At 71.0% G+C, this 19,160-nt stretch carries 18 protein-coding genes and 1 pseudogene; 4 read left to right on the forward strand and 15 right to left on the reverse strand.

Translation table 11 applies throughout. The annotated features are described in order from the left end of the window. Window positions 1–20: 20 nt before the first annotated feature. The 8 genes from O7543_RS15145 to O7543_RS15180 form a co-directional block, all read right to left on the reverse strand. A complete protein-coding gene (locus O7543_RS15145) occupies window positions 21–1,343 on the reverse strand; it encodes a thymidine phosphorylase (protein ID WP_348650009.1) in 1,323 nt (440 codons plus the stop codon). A gap of 114 nt (window positions 1,344–1,457) precedes the next feature. Further along, window positions 1,458–2,279, reverse strand: coding sequence for a cytidine deaminase (locus O7543_RS15150; RefSeq protein ID WP_281553224.1), 822 nt, complete (start codon window positions 2,277–2,279; stop codon window positions 1,458–1,460). Window positions 2,280–2,379: 100 nt separating this feature from the next. Beyond that, the gene (locus O7543_RS15155) at window positions 2,380–3,648 is read right to left on the reverse strand and encodes an ABC transporter permease (RefSeq protein ID WP_281555429.1); all 1,269 of its coding nucleotides are present in this window, start codon (window positions 3,646–3,648) and stop codon (window positions 2,380–2,382) included. 14 nt (window positions 3,649–3,662) lie between these two features. Next, window positions 3,663–4,940 carry an ABC transporter permease gene (locus O7543_RS15160; RefSeq protein WP_281553223.1) on the reverse strand — a complete coding sequence of 426 codons (1,278 nt, stop codon included), beginning with the start codon at window positions 4,938–4,940 and terminating at the stop codon, window positions 3,663–3,665. Continuing rightward, window positions 4,937–6,466 (reverse strand): ABC transporter ATP-binding protein, encoded by a 1,530-nt coding sequence (locus O7543_RS15165; protein WP_281555428.1) that lies wholly within the window; start codon window positions 6,464–6,466, stop codon window positions 4,937–4,939. Before O7543_RS15165 ends, O7543_RS15160 begins: the two co-directional genes overlap by 4 nt. A 155-nt stretch (window positions 6,467–6,621) precedes the next feature. Continuing rightward, window positions 6,622–7,698, reverse strand: a complete 1,077-nt coding sequence (locus O7543_RS15170; RefSeq protein ID WP_281555427.1) for a BMP family ABC transporter substrate-binding protein — start codon at window positions 7,696–7,698, stop codon at window positions 6,622–6,624. 320 nt (window positions 7,699–8,018) lie between these two features. Beyond that, on the reverse strand, window positions 8,019–8,360 hold the full coding sequence (locus tag O7543_RS15175) for a hypothetical protein (protein ID WP_281553222.1): 342 nt from the start codon (window positions 8,358–8,360) through the stop codon (window positions 8,019–8,021). Window positions 8,361–8,422: 62 nt separating this feature from the next. Continuing rightward, window positions 8,423–9,247, reverse strand: a complete 825-nt coding sequence (locus O7543_RS15180) for an alpha/beta hydrolase (RefSeq protein WP_281555426.1) — start codon at window positions 9,245–9,247, stop codon at window positions 8,423–8,425. A gap of 356 nt (window positions 9,248–9,603) precedes the next feature. Between O7543_RS15180 and O7543_RS15185 the strand changes: the two genes are divergently transcribed. Next, on the forward strand, window positions 9,604–10,641 hold the full coding sequence (locus O7543_RS15185; RefSeq protein ID WP_281553221.1) for an NAD(P)-dependent alcohol dehydrogenase: 1,038 nt from the start codon (window positions 9,604–9,606) through the stop codon (window positions 10,639–10,641). Between the two features lie 160 nt (window positions 10,642–10,801). Here O7543_RS15185 and O7543_RS15190 read toward each other — a convergent pair whose 3' ends face one another. The 4 genes from O7543_RS15190 to O7543_RS15205 form a co-directional block, all read right to left on the reverse strand. Then, entirely contained in the window at window positions 10,802–13,003 is a 2,202-nt protein-coding gene (locus tag O7543_RS15190) for a hypothetical protein (protein ID WP_281567114.1), read from the reverse strand. 5 nt (window positions 13,004–13,008) lie between these two features. Further along, window positions 13,009–13,365 (reverse strand): PadR family transcriptional regulator, encoded by a 357-nt coding sequence (locus tag O7543_RS15195; RefSeq protein ID WP_281553219.1) that lies wholly within the window; start codon window positions 13,363–13,365, stop codon window positions 13,009–13,011. Between the two features lie 85 nt (window positions 13,366–13,450). Next, on the reverse strand, window positions 13,451–14,638 hold the full coding sequence (locus O7543_RS15200) for a CehA/McbA family metallohydrolase (RefSeq protein WP_281553218.1): 1,188 nt from the start codon (window positions 14,636–14,638) through the stop codon (window positions 13,451–13,453). A 348-nt stretch (window positions 14,639–14,986) separates the two neighbouring features. Next, window positions 14,987–15,664, reverse strand: coding sequence for a class I SAM-dependent methyltransferase (locus O7543_RS15205; RefSeq protein WP_281553217.1), 678 nt, complete (start codon window positions 15,662–15,664; stop codon window positions 14,987–14,989). A gap of 105 nt (window positions 15,665–15,769) precedes the next feature. On the opposite strand from O7543_RS15205, the pseudogene O7543_RS15210 reads away from it, so the two are divergent. After that, window positions 15,770–16,499, forward strand: a pseudogene (locus O7543_RS15210) (helix-turn-helix transcriptional regulator). Here the strand turns inward: O7543_RS15210 and O7543_RS15215 are convergent. Further along, on the reverse strand, window positions 16,444–17,055 hold the full coding sequence (locus tag O7543_RS15215; protein ID WP_281553216.1) for a hypothetical protein: 612 nt from the start codon (window positions 17,053–17,055) through the stop codon (window positions 16,444–16,446). The pseudogene O7543_RS15210 and the gene O7543_RS15215 overlap by 56 nt on opposite strands. A 301-nt stretch (window positions 17,056–17,356) precedes the next feature. Here O7543_RS15215 and O7543_RS15220 point away from each other — a divergent pair, with 301 nt between their 5' ends. Both O7543_RS15220 and O7543_RS15225 read left to right on the forward strand, forming a co-directional pair. Then, the gene (locus O7543_RS15220) at window positions 17,357–17,866 is read left to right on the forward strand and encodes a macro domain-containing protein (protein WP_281553215.1); all 510 of its coding nucleotides are present in this window, start codon (window positions 17,357–17,359) and stop codon (window positions 17,864–17,866) included. Window positions 17,867–17,947: 81 nt separating this feature from the next. Beyond that, window positions 17,948–18,382, forward strand: coding sequence for a VOC family protein (locus O7543_RS15225; RefSeq protein ID WP_281553214.1), 435 nt, complete (start codon window positions 17,948–17,950; stop codon window positions 18,380–18,382). A gap of 69 nt (window positions 18,383–18,451) precedes the next feature. Here O7543_RS15225 and O7543_RS15230 read toward each other — a convergent pair whose 3' ends face one another. Together O7543_RS15230 and O7543_RS15235 are read right to left on the reverse strand one after the other, a co-directional pair. Then, window positions 18,452–18,868 (reverse strand): type II toxin-antitoxin system VapC family toxin, encoded by a 417-nt coding sequence (locus tag O7543_RS15230; RefSeq protein WP_281553213.1) that lies wholly within the window; start codon window positions 18,866–18,868, stop codon window positions 18,452–18,454. A 4-nt stretch (window positions 18,869–18,872) separates the two neighbouring features. Beyond that, on the reverse strand, window positions 18,873–19,142 hold the full coding sequence (locus O7543_RS15235) for a type II toxin-antitoxin system prevent-host-death family antitoxin (RefSeq protein ID WP_281553212.1): 270 nt from the start codon (window positions 19,140–19,142) through the stop codon (window positions 18,873–18,875). Window positions 19,143–19,160 lie beyond the last annotated feature (18 nt).

Here is a 19,160-nt window from a genome sequence, read left to right on the forward strand (position 1 = left end):
GGTGCGCCGGTCGCGGCGGATCAGGCGATCCGGTCGACGACCAGCTCGGTGGTCGCCGGTGGCGCGTCGGTGAGCTGAACGGGATCCGTCGGGCCGAACCCGCCGGAGAGGGCCGGCAGCACGTCGGCGATCCGGTCGGGGTCGTCGGCGCGCAGCTCGACGAGGGGATCACCGGCCCGGACCGACTCCCCCGGACGGCGGTGCAGGATCACCCCGGCGGCGGCGCTGACCGGATCCTCCTTGCGGGCCCGGCCGGCACCGAGCCGCCAGGCGGCCACCCCGATCGCGCGGGCGTCGACTGCGGCGACGTGACCGTCCCGGTCGGCGCGGACCAGTTCGGTTTCGGCGGCGACCGGTAGCGGGGCGTGCGGGTTCCCGCCCTGTGCGGTGATCATCGCCCGCCAGGTGTCCATCGCCCGACCGTCGCGCAGCGCGGCGGCCGGGTCGGCGTCGCGCAGGCCGGCGGCGTCGAGCATTTCGCGGGCCAGCGCGAGGGTGAGCTCCACGACGTCCGCCGGCCCACCGCCGGCGAGCACCTCGACCGATTCGGTCACCTCGACGGCGTTGCCGACCGCCCGGCCGAGCGGGGTGGACATGTCGGTGAGCAGGGCGACCGTGCGGACGCCGTGTGCGGCGCCCAGGTCGACCATGGTGCGGGCGAGCTGCCGGGCGTCGGCGACCGACGCCATGAAGGCTCCGCTGCCCACCTTGACGTCGAGGACCAGCGCGCCGGTGCCTTCGGCGATCTTCTTGCTCATGATCGAGCTGGCGATCAGCGGGATTGCTTCGACGGTGCCGGTGACGTCGCGCAACGCGTACAGCTTGCGGTCGGCCGGGGCGAGGCCGTCGCCGGCCGCGCAGATGACCGCGCCGACGTCGCGCAGCTGGTCGACGAAGCGGTCGTTGGTCAGGTCCGCCCGCCAGCCGGGGATCGACTCCAGCTTGTCCAGGGTGCCGCCGGTGTGGCCGAGCCCTCGGCCGGACAGCTGCGGTACGGCGGCGCCGCAGGCGGCGACCAGCGGGGTCAACGGCAGGGTGATCTTGTCGCCGACGCCACCGGTGGAGTGCTTGTCGACGGTGGGCCGAGGTACGCCGGACAGGTCGAGCCGCTCGCCGCTGGCGATCATGGCGGCGGTCCACCGGGCGATCTCCGCGGTGTCCATGCCGCGTAGCAGGATCGCCATGGCCAGCGCCGACATCTGCTCGTCGGCGATCTCACCCCGGGTGTACGCGGCGATGGTCCAGTCGATCTGGGCGTCGCTGAGCCGGCCGCCGTCGCGTTTGGTGCGGATCACGTCGACGACGCCGGCCATCTTGGTGCTGTCACTAGACAAATCGGTCATACCTTCACAATGGTTCCAGGGTCGCGGGCGACGCCGGAGAGGGCGGGGTAGGAAAATCGGCTGCCGGATGCTCGCGGTGCTGCTGCCAGGTGCTCGCGGTGCTACCGCGCTCGATCAGCTGGTCCAGCGGGTGCTCACCTCGGTCGGCGGGTCGCCTTCGCCGGCCCAGGAGACCCCGCCGTCGGCGTCGACCACCACCACCCGGTGGGTGCGCGCCCGGCCCCAGGCCACCACCGACTCGGCCGACGGCCAGCTCGGCGCCTCCTCCAGGATGCCCGAGCCGGCCGCCTCGCCGGTGGATTCGGACCGTTCCCAGTAGCCGGTCCAGACCAGCTCGCCGCCGGCCGAATCGGGGTGCACGAAGACGGTGCCCCGGCCCCGCCACTTGGCCAGCCGGGCCGGCACCGCGGTGTCCGGTGCCACCACCGGGCGGCCGGCGGCGTCGGCCCGCCCGACGTGCTCGGGGCCGACCCGGTCCCGCTCCGCCACGCCACGACCGGCACCGCGTCCGGTGCCCCGGCCGACGCCGACGCCCGGGGCGAGCGCGGCGGCCGCGAGGTCCGCCGGGCCGAACGCGTGCGGCAGCAGCTCTGCCACGGTCAACGGCGCAGGCAGCGCCTCGACCTGGCACTCCGGCCCGCCGTGCTCCCACAACAGCTGACGGCAGCGGCCGCACGGCATCAGCGGCTGGCCGTCCCCGCCGACGCAGGACAACGCCACCAGCCGGCCGCCGCCGGTGCTGTGCAGCGACGAGACGACACCGCACTCGGCGCAGAGCACCACGCCGTACGCGGCGTTCTCGACGTTGCAGCCGACGACCACCCGGCCGTCGTCGACCAGCCCGGCCGCGCCGACCGGAAAGTTCGAGTACGGCGCGTACGCGTGCCGCATCGCCTCGGTCGCGGCCCGCCGCAGCTCCACCCAGTCGATCTCCACGACTGCCCTCCTCACCTGCACCGGCCACCGCCACCGGCCGGTCGGCCCGGTTCGCACGACCGGACCTGACCGGCCAGTAGTAAACGGTAACCGGCGTTGATCAGGCTTTGATGTAGGGCTTGCCGTCGGCGGCCGGTGCCCGTACCCGGCCGACCAGTCCGGCGACCGCGAGCAGCGTCGCGAGGTACGGCAGCATCGCCAGGAACTGGCTCGGGATGGCGCTGCTGATCGCCCCCAGGTAGGCACCGAGCTGGTCGGCGAAGCCGAAGAACAGCGACGCCAGCAGCGCCCCGGTGGGACTCCACCGGCCGAAGATCATCGCGGCGAGGGCGATGAAGCCCTTGCCGCCGATCATGTTCTTGGTGAACGAGTAGAGCAGCAGGGTGTACGACCCGCCGCCGATCCCGGCCACCATGCCGGCCAGCAGCACGTTGCGGTAACGCAATCCCAGCACCCGTACGCCGAGGGTGTCCGCCGCGATCGGGTGTTCGCCGATCGACCGGGTCCGCAGCCCCCACCGGGTCCGGAACAGCGCCACATTGATCACCACGACCAGGATCAGCGCCAGGTAGAGGAAGATGCTGCCCCGGAACAGCGCCGGCCCGAGCACCGGGATGTCGGACAGCAGCGGGATCTCCCAGGTGCCGAAGTGCGGCGGCTGGTTGTAGGCCGGCTGGTCGGTCTGCATCAGCCGCTCGTAGAGGAAGCCGGTCAGGCCGATCGCGAACAGGTTCAGCACGATGCCGATGACCACCTGGTCGACCAGGTAGCGGATGGCGAACAGGGCCAGCAGCAGCGAGATGAACGCCCCGCCGAACGCGGCGGCGATCAGCCCGACCCAGACGTTGCCGGACATGGTGCCGATCAGCGCACCGGCGAACGCACCCATCAGCAGCTGTCCTTCGATGGCCACGTTGACCACCCCGGAGCGTTCGCAGAGCACCCCGGCCAGCGAGCCGAAGACCAGCGGCAACGCCAGCAGGAAGGTGCCCCGGACGATGTTGACCATCGGCATGAAGTTCTGCCCGGTCGGCGCGGTGGAGATCTGCCAGCAGAGGAAGCTGACCACGAAGCCGACGATGCCGACGCCGAGCAGCCAGCGGAACCAGCGGGCACCGTACGGGCTGAGCAGCAGCGCACCGGCGGCGAGGGTCGCCAGGCCGAACAGCACCGCGCCCAGGTTGCCGGGGATCCGCAGCGCGGCCCCGCCGGCGGTCTCGCTGAGCGTGAACCGGGCCTGCTGCTCGGCGGCGAGCGAGCCGAAGACGGCGGCCGCGACCACGCCGGCGGCGACCAGGACGGCGCCGCTGATCCGGGTACGGTTCCAGAACCGTTGCACCACCGCCACCGGGGCGTCAGTTGCGATCATGGTGGACAACGCGGTCACCAGCCCTTCGCCATGCTGGTCTGCAACCGGGCGGACCGGGCCGCCCGGAGCTGGAAGATCGCCTTCACCAGGGCGGGGGCGGCGATGAAGATGACGATCAACGCCTGGAGCACGGTGACCAGTTCCAGTGAGATACCGGAACCCGACTGCATCGCGTTGCCACCGGCCCGCAGCGCCCCGAACAGCAGCGCCGCCAGCGCGACACCCCACGGTTTGACCCGGCCGAGCAGGGCGACCAGGATGCCGTCGAAGCCGATCTGGGCCGCGACCAGCGGGGTCAACGCGTTCGCCGTGCTGCCGAGCACCATGTTGGCGCCGCCCAGCCCGGCGAGCCCGCCGGCGACCACCATCAGCAGTACGTAGGTGCCGGTGACGCTGATCCCGGCGGTCCGCGCGGCGTCCGGGTTGGCGCCGACGGCGCGCAGTTCGAAGCCGAACGTGGACCGGTTGAGCAGCCACGCGACGGCGGCGGTGACGACGACCGCCAGCAGGATGCCGGCGTGCACCCGCAGCCCGTCGCCGAGCAGCCGGGGCAGCTGGGCGGTGGTGTCCACCGGCCGGCTGATCGCGTCCGGCCGGTCCGGGTTCTGCACCCCGGGCTGCACGATGATCCAGGTGAGGAAGTACAGCGCCACGTAGTTGAGCATGATCGTGGTGATCACCTCGTGGGCGCCGGTACGGGCCTTGAGGAAACCGGGGAAGAAGCCCCACAGCGCGCCGCCGAGCGCCCCGGCCAGCACCGCGACGACCACGTGCAGCACCAGCGGCAGCGGCAGCAGGAAGCCGGCCAGCGCGGCCACCACGACGCCGATGATCGCCTGCCCTTGAGCGCCGATGTTGAACAGGCCGCCCCGGAAGGCCAACGCCACCGACAGCCCGGTGAAGACCAGCGGCGCGGTGTAGGTCAGCGTCTCGGAGATCGGCCGGAACACCGTCGACCACTCGGTGTCCCCGGCGAAGAAGGACCGTACCGCCGCCGGGTCGATCACCGAGCCCTTGAACAGGTTGGCGTACGCCTCGCTGACCAGGGTCCAGCTGGCGGACAGCGCGTCACCCGGGCGGGCGAAAAAGTAGGTGTAGGTGGCGAGCACCTCCGGGTCGGAGATGATCATCAGTACGCCGCCGATGACGACGGCCAGCAGCAGGGCGAGCACCGTCACGGTGACGGTGTTGGCGGCCCACAGGTTGTGCAGGAAGCGCTGGCCGAGGGAGTCACCGGCTTCGGCGGGCGGCTTGTCCGGCGAACCGGCCGACGAGCCGTTGTCGCTGCTCATTGCGTCCCTTCTTGCTCGGTCCCGCCGGTGACCCCGGCCATCAGCAGGCCGATCTGTTCCCGTGGGGTGTCCGGTCCGACCACGGCGATGATCCGGCCGCGGTACATCACCGCGATTCGGTCGGCCAGCCCGATCACCTCGTCCAGTTCGCTGGAGACGACCAGGACGCCGGTGCCGGCGTCGCGTTCGTCGACGATCCGGCCGTGGATGAACTCGATGGAGCCGACGTCGACGCCCCGGGTCGGCTGGGCGGCGATGAACAGCTTCAGCGGCCGGCTCAGCTCCCGGGCCACGATCACCTTCTGCTGGTTGCCGCCGGACAGGGTGCCGACCGCCGCCTGACCCGAGGACGTACGGATGTCGAACTGGGCGATCCGCTCGGTCGCGGAGGCGGCGATGGCCGCCGGCCGCAGCGCCAGACCGGATCCGAACGGCGGCTGGTCGTACAGGTCGAGCACCAGATTCTCGGCGACGGTGAACTCCTTGACCACGCCGTCGACGCTGCGGTCCTCCGGCACGTAGCCGACCCCGGCACGGAGCACCCGTTTGGTGCTCCAGCCGTCGATGCGCTCGCCGTTGAGGGTGACCGTGCCGGCCGCCGCCGGCAGCAGACCCATGATCGTCTCGACGAGTTCGGTCTGGCCGTTGCCCTGCACTCCGGCGATGCCGAGCACCTCGCCGGCCCGTACGGTCAGGTCGACCCCGTCGACCACCCGCACGCCGCGCTCGTCGTCGACGACCAGGCCGGCCACCTCGAGCACCGGCCCGCCCGGCTGCGCCGGGGACTTGTCCACGGTGAGGCTGACGCTGCGGCCGACCATCAGCGCGGCCAACTCGTCGCGGCTGGCGGTCGGCTCGGCGGTGGCGACCGTACGGCCCCGCCGGATCACCGTGATCCGGTCGGCGATCGCCTTCACCTCGCCGAGCTTGTGGGTGATGAAGACGATCGACTTGCCGGCCGCCTTCAGCGACCGCATCACGGTCAGCAGGTCCTCGGTCTCCTGCGGGGTGAGCACAGCGGTCGGCTCGTCGAGGATCAGCAGGTCGACGTCGCGGGTCAGCGCCTTGACGATCTCCACCCGCTGCTGGATGCCGACCGGCAGGTCCTCGATCACCGCGTCCGGCTCGACCGCCAGGCCGTACCGGTTCGAGACGTCGGCCACCTCGGCGCGGGCCCGGCGCTGGTCGAGGAAGCCGAGCAGCCCGCCCCGGGTGCGTTCGGCACCGAGCATGACGTTCTCCGCCACGGTGAGCACCGGCACCAGCATGAAGTGCTGGTGCACCATGCCGATGCCGGCGGTGATGGCGTCCCGTGGGCTGCGGATCTTGATCGGGGTGCCGTCCACCAGGATCTCGCCCTCGTCCGGCTGCAGCAGCCCGTAGAGGACGTTCATCAGGGTCGACTTGCCGGCGCCGTTCTCGCCCAGCAGGGCGTGGATCTCGCCGGGCTCGACGGTCAGGTCGATGTGGTCGTTGGCGACCAGGTCGCCGAAGCGTTTGGTGATGCCGCGCAGTTCGAGTCTCAGCGGAGCCTCCCGGGGAGACTCCGGGCCACCGGCGGGTGCCCGGAGGGGTCGATGGCTGAGGCCGCCCCTGTCACCGGGGTCTGTGGACCCCGGTGACAGGGGCGGGGTGTCGCTCGCGGGGCGTGCCGGGGCAGCCCCGGCACGCCGGCCGCCGGCTACTCCGGCTGCGCGTCGGAGGTGACCTCGATGGTGCCGGCGATGATGTCCGCCTTGAGCTGCTCGACCTCGGCCTTCAGCTCGTCGGAGACGCGGTCGTCGAACTCGTTGTACGGGGCCAGCGAGACGCCGTTGTTCTCCAGGTTCCCCAGGTAGCCCGGGTCGGCGGCGAGCTCGTCGCCGTTCGCGCCGGCCAGCACGGCCTGCTTCACCGCGTCCGGGATGTTCTTGACCACGGTGGTCAGGAAGGTGTCGCAGTACTGCTCGGCGCTCTGGCAGCCGTCGACGTCGACCCAGATCACGCTGTACGCGCCACCGGCGGCCTGCGCGGCAGCGGCGGTGCCGAGCCCGGCGCCCCCGGCGACCGGCATGATCACGTCGGCGCCCTGGGCGACCAGGCTGTCGCCGACCTTCTTGCCCTCGTCCTGCTTGACGAAGTCGTTGGTGAACGAGCCGTTCTGGGTCGCCTTGTCCCAGCCGAGCACCTGCACGTCGGCGCTCTTGACCTCGTTGTAGTGGGCGACGCCGTCGACGAAGCCGTCCATGAAGATGGTCACCGGCGGGATCGGCAGGCCGCCGTAGGTGCCGACGATGCCGCTCTCGGAGAAGCCGGCCGCCAGGTAGCCGGCGAGGAACGCGGCCTGGGCGGTGTCGAACTGCATCGGGTAGACGTTGGCCAGGTCGGTCGTGGCGTCGACGATGCCGAACTGCTGGTCCGGGTTGGCCTCGGCGACCGCGATGGTGGCGTCGCGCATCAGGCCGCCGACGGCGAGGATGAAGTCGCAGTCCCCGGTGACGTAGCCGGTCAGGTTCGGCTCGTAGTCGGCCTCGGCGCTGGAGGCGACGTAGTCGCCGTCGACCGCGTCGTTCTCGCTCTGCGCCGCCTCGATCCCGGCCCAGGCCGAGGCGTTGAAGGACCGGTCGTCGATGCCGCCGACGTCGGTCACCATGCACGCCTTGTACGCCTCGGTGGGCTCGCCACCGGTGCCGTCCGTGCCTTCGTTATCGGGTGCCTCGCCGCACGCGGCAGCGGTGAGCGCCAGCCCACCCGCCGCGATCATCGAGACGATCCGCATCCCACGCGTAGCGCGCAAGACGGTCTCCTTCCATTGCACACCGCAGACTGTCGCGGCATCGCGTCCCCACCCGGCCGGTCGGACCGGACGTACTTTGGACGGGAGCGTACGCGCGGTCCCGTCCACCGGCCGACAATCGTGCACGACTGTTGAGCCGCCGTTACCCTCGCGTAACTCTCCCGCGCGGGAGATCACCCGCGGATCCGCAGGGTCGCTCCCGCCGCCGACCCTATAAGGGGCGGCAGCGGGTCGTCGGCGGTTCACCCGGTCGTGACCGGGGCAGGTGACGGCACGGTCGGTCGCGGTACGGTGGCGTGGCGTCAGCGCCAGAAGACGGCGACGGCGGCGTTGACCAACGTCAGCACGATGATCGCCAGGAAATGCCCCTTGTTGACCGATTCGCGCTTACGGGAGAAGAAGACCATCGCCAGGATGGCGAGCCCGAGCACCAGTTTGGTAACGAGTTTCGCCGGGGCCGGCTCGGCGCCGTCCCGCAACGGCGCGGACAGCCCGATGCCGGTGACGACCTGGATCACCGCGCCCCAGAGCATCGCCGGGTTGATCCGGATGCGACCGCTGAACCACTGGGCGACAGCCCCACCGAGTAGCAACGCGAACCCGATCAGGTGGGCGTAGAGCAGTACGAGTCTGAGAGCTTCCACTTGCTCATCCTCGCGCACCGTGCCGTTCCCGGCCGCCCCCGGGTCCGGCACGTCCTACCCAATCAGAGCAGCGGGCAGCTGTCGATGTACTCGGAGAAGGCGCGGTCGTCGGCCGGCGACGGGCAGAGGAACTGCTCGTACCGCAGGTCGTCGTCGACGAACCGCTTCAACCAGGCGACACTGGACGAGGCGATCGTGGCATTCGGGATGTTGGGCGCGAAGTGGCTGGCACCCCGCAGTTCCAGATACGCCGACTCGAGGTCGTCCGGGAAGCTCGCGTGGAACCGTTCCGAGTGGCGCCGTACCGAAGCGATGCCGTCCCGCTCTGCGCCGATGATCATCGTCGGCACCTGCAGGTCGGACCAGTTCTTGGTGAGGTTCCACGGGGTCAACGGGATGGCTGCCCGCAGTTCCGGCCGGGCGTCCGCCGCTTCCAGAGCTCCTCCCCCACCCATCGAGTGTCCGATAACTGCCAACCGGTCGGCATCAACCCGGTCCTGCACCGGACTGTCCTGAGTGAGGAAGTCCAGCGCGGCCAGCATCTGCCGGCCCCGACTGGCCGGCTGGTCGGTCGTCGTGTTCGTGTCGATGTTGAACACCACGAAGCCCTGCGACGCCAGCCTCGGCGCCAGCCACGCCATCGACGACTGCCGGGCGGTGAAACCGGGCGCGATCACCACCCCGCCGAAGGTGCCCTCCGTGGTCGACGTCGGGAAGAAGATGGTCCCACCCCCGAAGCCCGAGGCCTGGGAACGACGTACCACCGTCTCGTCGATGTCGAACGGACCGTTGGCCGCCGTGATGCTGGCCGCCGACGGCGCCGGTCCCCGCTCGAACGGGCTCTCCGCCGCCTGCGCGGTCGGCGCCAGTACGACGCCGGCGGAGATCGCCGCCGCCGCCGCGCCGCCCACGAAGAGGTTCCGCAGCCGGAGCCAGCCCGGCCGGTTGCGCGGGCGGCGCCGCCGCCCGCGCGGCGACCGGTAGGCCGCCGTCGATGCTGTCTGTCCTGTCACGATCCTGCTGCCCTTCCTCGTCGCCACAGGGGTGTTTACGCAGGTCAATAGGGTTGTCCTGCACCTGTCGCAACTCGGGGTACGGCGGTCGGACACCGGCGGATCATGGGATTGGCCGAACGTCTGAACACCTCGGTACGGACAGCCAGGTACCGCTGCTGTCCTGGTGATCGGAGGTGGTCCCGCTCCCTCTCAGCACGCTCACAGCGTGCCTGCACCATCATCGCCACATGCGAGCGGTGATGTTCGACGCGTACGGCCCGCCCGACGTACTCACCCAGGTCGACCTGCCGACCCCCGTGCCCCGTGGCGACCAGGTGCTGGTCCGGGTGCACGCCACCACTGTGACGTCCGCCGAGTGCGGGATGCGCCGGGGTGAGCCCCGGTGGGGTCGGGCGATCATCGGTCTGCGGCGCCCCCGCAAGGGGATCCGGGTGCTCGGGCTGGAGTTCGCCGGCGAGGTCACCGCGACCGGGCCGGCGGCCAACCGGTTCCGGGTCGGCGACCGGGTCTTCGGCTTCACCGGCTTCGGCGTCGGGGCGAACGCCGAGTACAAGTGCCTGCCGGAGCGGGCGTCGATGACGACGATGCCGGCGAACGTGACGTATCCGCAGGCGGCTGCGACCGTCGACGGCTTCACCACCGCCTGGCACTTCCTGCACGACCTGGCCGACCTGCGTCCCGGTCAGAAGGTGCTGGTCGTCGGTGCCTCCGGCAGCATCGGCACGTACGCTGTCCAGCTCGCGAAGCATTTTGGCGCCGAGGTGCACGGCGTGTGCAGCGGCCGCAACGCCGAACTGGTCGGCTCGCTCGGCGCACACCGGGTGTTCGACTACACCGCCGAGGATTTCAGCGCCAGCGGCGAACGCTACGACGTGGTCTTCGACACCGTCGGTCGCAGCTCGTTCGCCCGGTGCCGGCCGGTGCTCACCCGGCGGGGCTGCTACCTGCCGACGACCGGGCTGATGACGAACAGCCTGCTGGCGGCCGGCACGGCCGTCGCCGGCGGCCGGCGGATCCGGACCGGCATGTCGGTACGCAAGCACGCCGCCCTGGCCGCGCTGCGGGACCTGCTCGGCGACGGCCGGCTCCGGGTCGTCATCGACCGCAGCTACCCGTTGGCCGAGATTGTCGAGGCCCACCGATACGTCGACAGCGGGCACAAGGTCGGCAACGTCGTGATCACCGTCGTGGACGGCGACGCCTCGCCTGAGTCGCGCCGCGCCGGGCACACGGCTCGGGAACCCAAGGTGTCTCCGCAGAGTTGATGCCACAGGTGCATCAAAATGCACCTGTGGCATCAACCCCGAACCGATGGCGTGACACTGCGTCGAGGTGGCGGACGACAACCCGGGCCGGCGTCGTCGTTACCCCCGGCCGGAGGCCCGCCGATCCGCAGCAGGTCCTGACCGGGCATCAGCGCCCGATTCAGGCCGACGGATGCTGAGCGGGTGCCAGGCTGTCGTGGGTGTCCGGCGCGGTTGCCGGTGCCGACCGAGCGCGGTCGAGGCGGGTGGCGGCGACGTATCCGAGCAGCAGCCCGACGGCGATCGCGCCGGGCAGGTAGGTGATGCCGTCGTAGGCTCGCCCGTACTCCATCGGGAAGAGCGCGAGCCGGGACAGGGCAAGTGCGGCAAAGACCGTGCCGGGCGTGATGAGGAACCCGACGATCAACAGTGGCACGGTGAGAAGCAGGTGCAGGCCGACGCGTCGCGGGGAGGATGACCGGCTGTGTATCCCGACGACGGCCCAGGCCGCTGCGGGGACCGCGAAGGCTACGGGCAGGGTGACGACCAGGAAATCGATCAAAGGACGTTGCCCGTTCAAAGTGGGTTCGGGCGTGTACTGGAAGAAGAGGACACCACCGACTGCCGTGGTGAGGGCGAGAGCGGTTGGCAGCCGCCAGAACGGCCGGCGCGGCCGGCGCCTCGACGTGGCCAGGACACCCATGACGGCGATCACCGTCAGTACGGTGGGCAGGCCCACCGCGACCAGCAGCAGGGACGGGGGAGCCGATACCCCGGGCACGATGTAGAGCCGGGCCAGGAAGCCGCCCGGGACGAGGAACGCGGCCAGCACCGTGATGGTGACGACGAGGCGACGTGGTCGCGCGGGCGGCCGTCTGGTCATGGCCGGACGGGTCGAAGCCGCCCAGACCACGATGCCGACAACGAGCCCACCCGCAGCGAGCCAGGGCAGCAGCCGAGCATCCGCCCAACCGCCGCGCACCACCACCATGTTGACTCCCAGCAGTACGACCGAGCCGGCAAGCGTCGGTCGCAGTGGTCGGCCTCGGTAGGCGGCGGCGCACAACAGGCACAGCGCGGCACACACGATGCCGCACAGTTGCAACTCGTGCATCCACACCCGCCCCTCCTGGGTCGACCACCCCTGCCAGCCGGCGGGCTCCGAGGACGGCCATGAGCCGTTCGGTAGAGGGCCCGTCCAGGAGTTCTGTACCCCGATGTTGGGGGTCAGGTAGGCCAAGGTGACCGCCCAGGCCAGGACCGAGTAGACCGCACCGGCGAGGGCGGTGCGGTGCCACCACGGGCCACGTGCGACAGCCGGGGTCTGGCTGGTCAAACCTGTGCTGGTCACGGTCGGGCTGGTCACGGTCGGGCTGATCCGTTCGGACCCACGCTGACCGGGGATGCCCCGGCCGGGATCGGGTGCCGTCGACGTGCTGGTCGCGGCGGCCTCGATCGGCCGGGCGAGTCTGATCGCGTGGGCCAGGGCAAGCACCACCGAGACGAGGGTCAGATTGGGCAGGATCGCCAGGGCAGCCTCTATCGGCAACGAGGTGTCGAAGGCGTCGTACGTCAACAGCAGGATCGGTTCGCGTACCAGATTGGTGAGCCACCACCAGGGCTGACCCGCCGCTTCGGCCGGTGTCTGGGGTGCCACCAGCACCATCGTGTAGGCGCTGACCAGCATCAGGGCGGGAGCGGCCAGCACGGCCAGGCCGACGGCCGACACCAGACGCCTGCGGCGGGACAGCGCCGCGACGCCCGCCGCCACCGGCGGGAGCAGCACCGACAGACACAGTGCCACGACGACGGCGAACCAGGAGCCGTCCCAGACCCTGTTCGCACTACGGGCCAGCACATCGAGGGTGAGCAGGCCGGCTGTCACGGGTAGGGTCGCCCACCCACAGCCTGCCGGGCTGACCGGCCGGCCGGCACGTCGTCGCAGCAGCCGCCGGGCCAACAGCGTGCCGACGACTGCCGCGATAAGGATGTAAGCCACATAGCTCACGACGAAGAAGGTAATGACCGAGGCCATCGGTGTACGCGCCACCGCGTCGGTCGGCCAGGCCAGGGAGGACACCGCCATCGCTGCCGTGACCAGCACGAACAGCGGCGCAAGGAACAGCCATCCCGCGTGTATCTGGGTGGGTGAGGGTCTGGGCAGCCGGGGCAGCGGTACCGGATCCGCACCCGGTGGGCGGGCGAGCGCGAGACTGGCCGCGAAGCGGAGCTGCCGCCACTTCCGCAGCGCAGCGACAGCGCTTTCCTCATGGCCGAGTGCGTACAACTCGCCGGCCCACTCCCGGCTCATCTCCTCGCGCAGGTGTGCCGGCCAACGCCGTGCCGCCACGGCCAGCAGCCAATCGGCGATCCGCTGCGTCAAGGTGCTCACCACCCCGGCGCCGACGTGAAGGTCGCGGCGTCGGCGGCCCGGGTGCCACCGGCGCCGCGCGGGCGCAGTTTCGCCCGCAGGGCGGCGAGCTCGGCGCGGGCCGCCACCGCCCCCTCCGGCGTCAGGCGGTGGTAGCGCCGGGCAGGCCGTCCTTCTCTGCTGGGGTCGATGTCCTCCCAGTCGGCCCGTAGCCAGCCCGCCTCCTGCAGCCGGGCCAGGATCGGATACAAGGTGCCGCTGGGCTGGCCGGTGGCCTGCATGAGTTCCAGGCCGTACCGGCCGGCCTGCGGATCGTCGAGTAGTACCGCCAACACCTGAGCCACGCTGGTGGTGACCCGGACACGCTCAGTCATACGTGGACCATACTCGGTCCTCTACATAGGGGCTATCCCTCAAACTGGTCCGGGTGCCTACCGACGTTGCCTCCGCAACCTCTGATCAGGGCTGCAGCCACCATGGACTGCTGTACGCCACCCCGAAGTCGTTGCACGGGTGCCCGGCCGGGCCGGGCGTCGGGTTGGCCAGCTCCGGGTCGGAGACCCGCAGCACGATCCAGTCGCCGTCGGCGACGTCGAGCGGCACCGTGAAGTCGGCGACCGACCCGGAGACGGTGTCGACGACGTCGACGACGGTCGGCACCGACGTCCCGGGACGCAGCACCTGGATCCGCAGCGGCTTGCCGTCCCAGACCGCTCCCCGGTCCAGGTCCACCTGGAACCGGACGTCACCGGCGGCCAGACCGAGGACCCCTCCCATCCGTACGCCGTTGGCGGCCGCGTCGAGCCGCAGGCCGGACACCCGGGTGGCGAAACAGCGGCGGGCCGCCATCGCCTCGAACACCGCCGCGCGGGTGTTCTCGGCGACCCACAGACCGCTTCGGCCCTTGCCTTCGTGGAAGCCCCAAGTGGTGCCGTGCTCGTCGGTGACCCCGGTCAGACCGGGCCGCCAGCCGGCGTTGAGGCAGGCCACCAGCGGCGATGCCACCCAGGACGACCAGCCCTCGAACAGGTAGTCGTCGGTCCGGTTGAACATCTCCAGGCCGACGAGCTGCTGCCGCGCCGAGGCGTCGTACGAGAAGTTGTCGAACCGGCCGATCTCCCGGCCCGGGTGGTTGAAGCTGGCCAGGCCGCCGGGCCGACCGGTCAGCCACCGGTAAAGGCTGCCGGGGCTGCCGGCCCGCAGCAGGTCGGCGAAGTCCGAGGTGTTCCACACGTTGATGTGACCCTGCAACGGGTGCGACCACTCGAAGCCACGGATCGCGGTGAACTGACCGGGGTCGTCGGCCGCGTTGGCGAGGTCTCCGGTGGCCCGCCACTCGGACTGGCTGAGCCCGCTGATGGCGAACATCGTCGCGTGGTCGGTGAGCGCGGCGACGTCGAGCCCGGCCTCGCGCATCGAGGCGAACGCGTCGTCGGCGCTGCCGTCCCCGTCGGACATGACGGTGTGGTTGTGCAGGTCGGCGTGGACCAGGGTGGTCCCCTGGCTGATCCGCGACGCCCGGGAGGCGCCGGGTGCGGCCACCGCCGTCGCGCCGGCCGACGTCGCACCGGCTGTCATCGCGGTGGCGGCCCGCGCGGTGCCGGGGACGGCGGCGAGCATCAGCATGCCGCCGGCGGCGGCCAGCATCGATCTGCGTCCGAGGCCACCGGCCGGGTGCGAGGCGGGGTCGATCTGGCCGTACGGTATCTGGCCTGTCTGGTGGTCGTCGGGTGTGTGATGGCAGCGGTGGGGGCGTGATCCACTCATGCCAATCATTAGATCGATATAAGTCTTTCCAGCGCGCTGCGCCGAGTTGTCCGGCAGACGAACACCGCACGTCTCACCCGCCGACTGTGGTTCAGCATGATCACTCAACCTGCAGCTGGGAGAGCATCGGCGTGGCGCCCAGCAGAACGTTAAGTGATCATGGGGGCAAAATGCCTGACTGGCGCGACCCACTTGGCGCCTGGGCAGGGTGCTACCGCGCCGCCGGCCCTATTTGCCACGCTCCGTCGGGCCCATGGCGCGGTAGAAGACGAAGCTGGCGATTCGACCGAGTCGACCGCGGCTGCGGCCGTTCTCCGTACCGCCGGTAAGGCCGGCCTCGGCCAGCGCGGCCAGCACCCGCTCGGGCCGGCTGGCCACCAACCGGGGGTCGTTGTGCAGACATCCGGACCCGTGGCCCGGGGCCGTACCGTCGATGTCGACGACGTGCAGCTGACCGCCGGGGCGCAGCACCCGGCGGACCTCCCGCAGCGCGCGGCCCCGTTCCTCATCGGACAGGTGGTGCATCATGAGCGCGGACAGCACCCGGTCGACGCTGGCGTCGGGCAGCGGCAGGTCGCCGGCGAAGGCGACCTCGTAGCGGATCGGCAGCTTGGCGCGGGCGGCCTTGCGCTGGGCCAGCCGCAGCGCGCCCTGGTCCGGGTCGATGCCGACGGCATCGACGTCCGGCTGCCGGCGCAGCAGCGCCCGCAGCAGGTTGCCGGTGCCGCAGCCAATCTCCAACACACGCTGGCCGGGCCGGATCTCGGCCCGGTCGAGCAACTGCTGGTGCATCCTCCCCACGCCGACGAGCCGGCTGAACGGGTCGTAGATCGGCAGCAACCACTGCCGCCCCATCGCGGGCAGGTAGTGCTGGTGCGGACGACTGCCGCTGCCCTGTCCGGTCATGTCACTCTCCTAATGTCGGACGAGATTCGGTCACTCTTCCCAGCATCGGCCACTGACCGCAGCGCGACATCGGTGAGGGTGTGAAGACGATGCGACAAAGTTCGGATCCGGCTTCCCGCCGACGCGCACACCCACGAATTCGTCGCGCTCTGCTACGCCGAAGGACCGACGCAACGGTGTGCATCGACGATCGGACCTGGCCGGTGACCGACGGGGGATCTGCTCATCGTCGCCCCGGGCCAGGTCGTCTCCTTCGGCGAACGGCCCGAACAGCTCGACATCGACGGCTGGGTGGTGTGGTTCCCCGCCGACGCGGTCCGGCCCGGGACCGCCGGGGCGTACGCCTCGTGGCGGACCCACCCGCTGCTGTTCCCGTTCGCCCGGGGCACCGACCGGGCGCAGCGGCTGCACGTACCCCCGGACGACCGGGCGACCTGGTCCGGGCGCTTCGCCGCGCTCGCCGAGGAGCTGCGGGTGCGACGCGACGGCCACCAGGACGCCGCGCTCGCCCATCTGACCCTGCTGCTGGTGGAGGCGGCCCGGTTGTCGACCAGCGTCGCCGACCAACTGCGCGCCTCGGACGAACCGCTGCTCGCGGCCGTCTTCGACCTGAGCGAACGGCGCATGCAGCAGGCCCGCGTGCTGCTCACCGAGACCTCGCTGACCGTGGCCGCGATCAGCCACCGGGTCGGATACCCCGACGTCAGCTACTTCATCAAGCGGTTCCGGGCCGAACACTCCGTCACCCCCGGCGCAGTGGCGGGCCGCTGCTTCTTCCGTTACGGCAACTGCTTCAGCTCGTCGACAACGGTCCGCCGCACCACCGCCTGGCTGAACGTCACCGTGCCGACCGGGATGATGCTGTCCGGCACCGCCGTGGTGTACACCGACCGCGACCCGAGGTAGGTGTGGTCCTCCCGGTCGAAGATCCACTCGTGGCGGACGCCGGTGCCTTCCTCCACCCGGGCCACCGCGACGCCGCTGCGACCGATCGCGTCGGTCCCATCGTCGCCGATGGTGGTGAACGCCTGGTGGTCCGGGTGGTTGCCCTGCCCCCGCGTCTCGGCGTAGATCCACTCCAGCAGCACCTCCGGATCGATCGGCAGCGTGGTCAGCCGGTCGTACGCGCCGAAATGCGGCACCGCGTCGCTGTCGAGGGCGATGCCGGCCGGCTCGTTCAACTCGTCGACCAGCCAGCCACGGTGGCCGTCCGGCGACAGCCGCACCTGACGCTTGTGCAGCCTTGGCGTACCAGTCGGGGTTTCGCCGGTGTCCGCGTTGAGGGCTTCGTACGTGTCGGCGATCTGGCTTTCGATGTAGATGAACTGGTCCGGCCGTACCGGGCCGGTGGCCCGGGTGGCGGCGACCAGCGCGATCTCGTCGAGCAGCACCGTCGCGCCCTCGGCGGTGCCGGCGTCGGGTCGGCGACCTGCGCCGGGCCGGCGGCGGACTGGTCGGGACCGGCGGTGGTGCCCGCTGGGCCGGCCGGATCGCCGCCGGGGTTCAACGCCAGGCCGACGACGGTCAGACCGGCCAACGCTCGCCGAAGGCGGCGGGGTCACCGGCCCGCGTCCGGGCGCGTAGGACCGTCGTCATGTCCTGTGTCTGTCCGCCACCACCGGCTAGGTTCCCGCTCGGCGGGTCACCACAGCGGCAGCTTCATATTCCCGGCCGGTGTGCCAGGATCGCGTCGTGGCAGTCATCGAGGTCGTCGTCGGCGACATCACCCGTGTGGACGTCGACGCCATCGTCACCGCCGCCAACGAGTCACTGCTCGGCGGCGGTGGTGTCGACGGGGCCGTCCACCGTGCGGCCGGCCCCCGCCTGGCGCGGGCCGGCGGCGCGATCGCCCCCTGCGAGCCGGGCGACGCCAAGGCTACGCCGGCGTTCGACCTCGACCCGCCGGTACGGCACGTCATCCACACTGTCGGGCCGGTCTGGGAAGGCGGCGGCCACGGCGAAGCCGACATCCTGGCCTCCTGCTACCGGCGCAGTCTGCGGGTCGCCGATGGACTCGACGTGCGGGCGATCGCCTTCCCCGCGATCGCCACCGGCGTGTACGGCTTCCCCGCCGACCAGGCCGCCCGGATCGCCGCCGTGACCCTCGCGGCCACCCCGACCACCGTCGAACGGATCCGGCTCGTAGCGTTCGACGAGGACACCGCAGGGCACCTCCATGCCGCGCTGGCCTTCAGCTGCTGATCCGACGAGAGGCATCAAGCCGATGTACCGCCGGGGCGTGCCCAGGGCGGACGAGGAAGGAAACACCTCTATGGTGGGCTGATGGCGTCGGTCAAGCAGTTCCAGATCACCTTCGACTGCGCACGACCGGAGCGCGTCGCCCGCTTCTGGTGCGAGGCGCTGGGGTACGTCGTACCGCCGCCCCCGAAGGGGTTCGCCGGTTGGGACGACTTCGACCGCGCACTGCCGCCCGAGCGTCAGGGCTCGGCGTTCGCCTGCGTCGATCCCACCGGGGTGGGTCCACGGCTGTTCTTCCAGCGCGTGCCCGAAGGCAAGACCGTCAAGAACCGGCTGCATCTCGACGTACGGGTCGGCACTGGTCTCGTCGGTGACGAGCGCGTGGCCGCACTCGAGGCCGAATGCGCCCGACTGGTCGCGCTCGGCGCGGTACGCGTACGGCTGCTGCGCGCCGACGGTGTCAGCGAGTCGTGCCTCGTCATGCAGGACGTCGAGGGCAACGAGTTCTGCCTCGACTGAGCAGGAGGAGACGGGTGACCGCCGACCGTACGCGGATCCGGTGACCCGCGACGGCCCCGGTAGGAATGGTCAGGGACGCGGAACCGACCGCACGTCGACCAGGTCGGCCAAGCCGACGAAATCGTCCGGGTTGGTCGTGTAGAGCGGTAGCCCGTTGACCGTCGCCACCGAGGCGATCATCAGATCGGCGAGCCGACGCCGAGGCTTACGGCCGGTGCCGAGCACGGCCGCGCAGATCATCCCGTATGCACGGGCGGCCTCCGCGTCGAACGGCAATGGGTCGAAGGTGGCCTCGGCGTGCTGCAGGACGTTGAGTCGCCTCGCCCGCTCGGCCGGGTCATCGGTGTGATGCGGGCCGGCCGACAACTCCGCGAGGGTGACCGCGCTGATCACGAGTTCGTTCGGCAGGTGGTCGGGGTCGAGCGCGGCCAGATGCACGACGATGTTCGTGTCGATCAGGCCACGACCCGCAGGTGCATCAGTCAAGTTCTCACCAGTCACGATCGAACGGATCCTGGTCGACCGCGTCGTCGAGGTCAGCCCGGAGCCGCTCTGCGTCGAGGACGGGGGCAGTGGCGAAGGCCGCCATCGCCTCGGCCCGTGGGACGAAGGTCCGTCGGCGCAGTGGGATGAGCCGGGCGATCGGGGTGCCGTTGCGGGTGATGACGTACGACTCGCCGCGCTCGACGCCGCGCATGATCGCACCGGACTCGTTGCGTAGCTCGCGCTGGGTGATCTCTCTCGGCATCGGTTCAGCCATAAGCACAGCCTAACAGCT

The organism is Solwaraspora sp. WMMA2080 (genome assembly GCF_027497395.1).
Lineage (GTDB): Bacteria > Actinomycetota > Actinomycetes > Mycobacteriales > Micromonosporaceae > Micromonospora_E.

Coding starts and splice junctions, on each gene's coding strand:
- O7543_RS15205 (WP_281553217.1), bottom strand. CDS start 15,664: ATGACCGGACAGGGCAGCGGCAGTCGTCCGCACCAGCACTACCTGCCC.
- O7543_RS15155 (WP_281555429.1), bottom strand. CDS start 3,648: ATGATCGCAACTGACGCCCCGGTGGCGGTGGTGCAACGGTTCTGGAAC.
- O7543_RS15145 (WP_348650009.1), bottom strand. CDS start 1,343: ATGACCGATTTGTCTAGTGACAGCACCAAGATGGCCGGCGTCGTCGAC.
- O7543_RS15170 (WP_281555427.1), bottom strand. CDS start 7,698: ATGCGGATCGTCTCGATGATCGCGGCGGGTGGGCTGGCGCTCACCGCT.
- O7543_RS15185 (WP_281553221.1), top strand. CDS start 9,604: ATGCGAGCGGTGATGTTCGACGCGTACGGCCCGCCCGACGTACTCACC.
- O7543_RS15195 (WP_281553219.1), bottom strand. CDS start 13,365: ATGACTGAGCGTGTCCGGGTCACCACCAGCGTGGCTCAGGTGTTGGCG.
- O7543_RS15235 (WP_281553212.1), bottom strand. CDS start 19,142: ATGGCTGAACCGATGCCGAGAGAGATCACCCAGCGCGAGCTACGCAAC.
- O7543_RS15225 (WP_281553214.1), top strand. CDS start 17,948: ATGGCGTCGGTCAAGCAGTTCCAGATCACCTTCGACTGCGCACGACCG.
- O7543_RS15160 (WP_281553223.1), bottom strand. CDS start 4,940: ATGAGCAGCGACAACGGCTCGTCGGCCGGTTCGCCGGACAAGCCGCCC.
- O7543_RS15200 (WP_281553218.1), bottom strand. CDS start 14,638: ATGCTGGCCGCCGCCGGCGGCATGCTGATGCTCGCCGCCGTCCCCGGC.